The sequence below is a fragment of the Rhodovulum sp. genome (assembly GCF_011048875.1).
Classification (GTDB): Bacteria; Pseudomonadota; Alphaproteobacteria; order Rhodobacterales; family Rhodobacteraceae; genus Rhodovulum; species Rhodovulum tesquicola.
In genome coordinates this window covers 1-4,625 of the sequence record NZ_DSDD01000143.1, presented here as the reverse complement: position 1 = coordinate 4,625, position 4,625 = coordinate 1, and the positions used below count along the sequence as shown (strand labels likewise).

Here is a 4,625-nt window from a genome sequence, read left to right as displayed (position 1 = left end):
GTGGGTCTGCGCCATCTGGCAGGCCCGCCAGCGGCGTTCGCCCGCCACGATCTCGAATCGCCCCTCGGTCCGCTTGCTGGGGCGGACGATAAGGGGCTGGATCACCCCCTTCTCGCGAATCGAAGCGGCGAGCTCCTGCAGCGCCTCGTCCGAGAATTGCCGCCGCGGCTGATCGGGATTCGGTTCCAGCAGGTCGAGCGTCACGATCTGGTCGGGCTTGCCGCGCGGCGCCTCGCCCTGCTCCGGAACGGGGTCGATCTGCACATCCGCCATCAGCGCCGACAGACCCCGGCCGAGGCCCCGCTTGCCCTTGTTCTTCAGAGTCATGGGCAATCTCCCAACATCATGCGGTTATCGCTGGTTTAAACCCCAATATCTCGCGTGCCAAGGCCCGGTAAGCCTGCGCGCCCTTGGACATGGGATCGTAGCTCAACACCGGCATCGAAAAAGACGGCGCCTCACTCACCCGCACGTTCCGCGGAATCACGGTTTGGAACACCAGATCCCCCAGATAGGCCCGCGCGTCATTCTCGACCTGCTGGGACAGGTTGTTGCGGCGGTCGGTCATTGTCATCACGACCCCCTCGATTCGCAGTGAGGGATTCGCGGTCTGGCGCAGCTCGCGAATCGTCAGCATGAGTTGCGACAGCCCCTCGAGCGCGAAGAACTCGCTTTGCAGCGGCACCAGAACCGAATGCGCGGCAACCATCGCGTTCACCGTAAGCAGGTTCAGCGAAGGCGGGCAGTCGATCAGCACGAAATCCAGCCCATAGGCGTCGATCGCGGGCTGGCGCAACGCGTCATGCAGCAGGAAACTGCGCTTTTCATTCGCGACCATCTCGATATCGGCCGAGCTGAGATCGGTGGTTCCGGGCGCGATCAACAGGCCGTCGATCTCGGTCTTCACCACGATCTGATCCAGCGGCGCCTCTTCCAGCAGCAGGTCATAGGTGGTGCGCGCGCGCTGTCCGGCCTCGATCCCCAGCCCGGTCGAGGCATTGCCCTGCGGGTCGATATCGACGATCAGCGCCCTGCAGCCCTCTTCGACCAGCGCGGCGGCCAGGTTGATCGCGGTCGTGGTCTTGCCGACGCCGCCCTTCTGGTTGGCCACGGCAATGATCTTCGGGCCGTTGGGACGCGTCGGATCAGACACGGGCGATGCCTCCGATTTTCAGGATGACGGCCTGGGGGTCGGTCGTGCTGGGGATCTTCTGAACGTCGAACCGCCAGGATGCAAGCGCCTCGTCCAGCTCTTCGTCATGGCGCGCGCCTTTGGGAAAAAGCGCGATCCCGCCTTGCGCCAGATGCCGGTCGGCAAAGTCCAGAAGCTGGCTCAGCGGCGCCAGGGCGCGTGCCGAGACCACGTCCGCCTGACGCGATGGCACGGTCTCGATCCGGCTTGCGAAAACGGTCACATTATCAAGGCCAAGCTCCTGCGCCGCCGTCCGCAGAAACACGGCCTTGCGCTGATCGCTTTCGATCAGGTCGACGGCCAGATCAGGCGCGCCTTCGGCGGCCAGGATCGCGATGACCAGGCCGGGAAAGCCGCCGCCGCTGCCCAGGTCGGTCCAGCGTCGCGCGCCATTCGGCAAATGGCTGAAAAGCTGCGCGGAATCACCGATATGGCGGCTTTCCAGGACGTCGAGCGTCGCGCGCGAAACCAGGTTGATCGCCGGGTTCCACTTCCGCAGCAGAGCAGCAAGGCGGTCAAGCCGGTCCGATGTTTCACGTGAAACATCGGAAATCCCCCCGGGCGACGCCATCATGCCGAGCGCCGCTCGATCTGCCGCAACCGGGCAAGGATCAGCGTCAGAGCGGCCGGTGTCATCCCCTCGAGTCGCGCCGCCTGCGCAAGGGTTTCAGGTCGAGCCGCCATCAACTTGCCCTTCAACTCGTTCGACAACCCGTCAATGCGGTCAAAAGGGAAATCATTCGGCAAGGCATGCGCCTCGTCGCGCCGCATCGCCTGCACGTCCTGTTCCTGACGGCGGATGTAATTCGCATAAAGCGCGTCCCGCTCCAACTGGGCCGCAACCTCTGCATCAATCGCGGCAAGGGATGGGTCCAGCGTCAGCAGATCTGCCAAGCGGACGTCAGGAAAGGCCAGCAGGTCAAAGCCGCTGCGCCGGTTCCCATCGGCATTCACCCTGATACCAGCCGCCGATATCTCGCGCGGCGTGAGCGACATGGCGTCCAATTGTCCCCGCGCCCGCGTCATCCGCTCCATCTTGTCAGCAAAGACCTGCGCGCGCTCTTCCCCGACGCACCCCAGTTCCAGGCCCAGCGGAGTCAGCCGCTGATCGGCATTGTCGGCGCGCAATGACAGCCGGAACTCGGCCCGAGAGGTGAACATCCGGTAGGGTTCGCTGACGCCGCGAGTCACGAGATCGTCGATCATCACGCCGATATAGCTGCTTGTGCGGGTGAATTGCGCCGGACCCTTGCCCCACACATGGCGCGCAGCATTCAGCCCCGCGACCAGCCCCTGCGCCGCGGCCTCTTCATAGCCCGTGGTGCCGTTGATCTGCCCGGCAAGATACAGCCCCGGCACGTCGCGCAATTCCAGCGTGCTGCGCAGCGCGCGGGGATCTACATAATCATACTCGATCGCGTAGCCGGGTTGCAGGATCACCGCGTTCTCAAGCCCGGCGATGGAGCGGACATAGGCCCGCTGCACCTCTTCGGGGAGCGAAGTCGAGATGCCGTTGGGATAGACGGTCGGATCGTCCAGCCCCTCGGGTTCGAGGAAGATCTGATGCGAGTCCTTGTCGGCGAACCGCACGATCTTGTCCTCGATCGAGGGGCAATAGCGCGGCCCGACCCCTTCAATATGCCCCCCATACATCGCCGAGCGCGACAGGTTCTGCCGGATGATCTCATGCGTTTGCGTATTGGTGTGGGTGATACTGCAGGAGACTTGCGGCAGGTGCAGCCCATTGGAAAGAAAGGAGAAAAGCACCGGCTCTTCGTCGCCGGGCTGACCCTCCAGACGATCCCAGTCGATCGTGCGGCCATCCAGGCGCGGCGGCGTGCCGGTCTTGAGCCGACCCAGCGGCAGGCCGAAGCTATCGATCCTTTCGGCCAATGGCACGGATGGACGATCGCCCATCCGACCGCCCGGAAACTGCCGGTCGCCGATATGGATAACTCCGCGCAGAAAGGTGCCTGTGGTCAGAACGACCGCGCCCGCGGCGATTTCGGCCCCATCCGCAAGGCGGATACCGACGATCCGCCCGGCGGTTTCGATCAGGTCCGCAACCTCCGCCTCGAGGATCGTCAGGTTCGGCACGGCGGACAGCGCGGCCTGAACGGCCTCGCGATAGGCTCGTCGGTCGGCCTGGGCGCGTGGCCCCTGCACAGCCGGCCCCTTACGGCGGTTCAACAGACGGAACTGGATGCCCGCACGATCCGCGGCCTGTCCCATGATTCCGTCCAGCGCGTCGATCTCGCGCACCAGATGGCCCTTGCCAAGCCCGCCGATGGCCGGATTGCAGGACATCACGCCAATCGCGTCGCGGCGCAGCGTGATCAGCGCGACCCGGACGCCAAGGCGTGCGGCGGCATGGGCGGCCTCGGCCCCGGCATGGCCGCCCCCCACGACAACGACATCGAAGTCGCGATGTTTTACGTGAAACACTCCTCACTTCCCCAGGCAGAACCGCGCAAAGATCTCGTCCAGCACCTGCTCCACATCGACACGGCCGACGAGGGAATCAAGCGCACGAATTGCACGGTGCAGATCCTCGGCGGCCAGTTCCGCCGCGTCCATCCCCAGCGATAGCTGATTCTGCGCCTCGGCAATAGATTCGCTTGCCCGAAGCATCGCCAGACGATGCCGCTCCCGCGTGGCGGTTTCGGCACGGGCCGCGCGGGTTTCGAGAAATGCGGTGATCCGCGCGACCAGATCGCCAACGCCCTGACCCGTCCTGCCGGACACCGCGAATTGCTCAGCCCCGATCAGATCCGCCTTGCCCCGCACAACGATATCTCCGGGCGCCGGTTCCAACCTTTCGATGCGCCCGGCCTCGTCCAGGAGGAAGACACGCAGATCGGCACTCCGCGCCCGCGCAATCGCACGCTCGATTCCGATCGTCTCGACCGCGTCGGCACTGTCGCGCAGCCCGGCCGTGTCGAGGATTGTCACGGGCAGGCCATTCAGATCCATCCGAACCTCGATCACATCCCGCGTGGTTCCCGCATGTTCCGACGTGATCGCCGCCTCGCGTCCAGCCAGATGGTTCAGAAGCGTCGATTTTCCGGCATTCGGCGGACCGACGATGGCGACCTCGAACCCCTCGCGGATGCGCTCGGCCGCTGCGACCCCGGCAATTTCAGTGTTCAGTGATCGGGCGACGCCTTGCAAGAGATCCGCCACTTCGGGCGTCACATCAACGGGCAGATCCTCGTCTGCAAAGTCGATCACCGCTTCGAGCAAGGCCGCGGCCCGGATCAATGCCGCCCGCCAACCTTCCGCTTTTTCACCCAGCGCCCCAGACAGAACGCGCAAGGCCTGCCGCCGCTGCGCCTCGGTCTCGGCCTCCAGCAGATCGCCCAACCCTTCGACCTGGGCTAGATCGAGCACGCCGTTCTCCAGCGCACGGCGGGTGAATTCGCCGGGCTCTGCC

At 65.0% G+C, this 4,625-nt stretch carries 5 protein-coding genes; all 5 read right to left on the bottom strand.

Translation table 11 applies throughout. The annotated features are described in order from the left end of the window. A partial coding sequence (locus ENN83_RS04925; protein WP_287184724.1) for a ParB/RepB/Spo0J family partition protein occupies positions 1 to 327 on the bottom strand: 327 nt, incomplete at its 3' end. A 16-nt stretch (positions 328 to 343) separates the two neighbouring features. Continuing rightward, on the bottom strand, positions 344 to 1,153 hold the full coding sequence (locus ENN83_RS04920; protein WP_287184722.1) for a ParA family protein: 810 nt from the start codon (positions 1,151 to 1,153) through the stop codon (positions 344 to 346). Then, the gene (gene rsmG / locus ENN83_RS04915; RefSeq protein ID WP_414707621.1) at positions 1,146 to 1,766 is read right to left on the bottom strand and encodes a 16S rRNA (guanine(527)-N(7))-methyltransferase RsmG; all 621 of its coding nucleotides are present in this window, start codon (positions 1,764 to 1,766) and stop codon (positions 1,146 to 1,148) included. The genes ENN83_RS04920 and rsmG overlap by 8 nt, the downstream gene beginning before the upstream one ends. Further along, the gene (gene mnmG / locus ENN83_RS04910; RefSeq protein WP_287184719.1) at positions 1,763 to 3,637 is read right to left on the bottom strand and encodes a tRNA uridine-5-carboxymethylaminomethyl(34) synthesis enzyme MnmG; all 1,875 of its coding nucleotides are present in this window, start codon (positions 3,635 to 3,637) and stop codon (positions 1,763 to 1,765) included. Before mnmG ends, rsmG begins: the two co-directional genes overlap by 4 nt. Positions 3,638 to 3,640: 3 nt before the next feature. Beyond that, the coding region (gene mnmE, locus ENN83_RS04905) for a tRNA uridine-5-carboxymethylaminomethyl(34) synthesis GTPase MnmE (RefSeq protein ID WP_287184716.1) at positions 3,641 to 4,625 on the bottom strand (985 nt) is incomplete at its 5' end.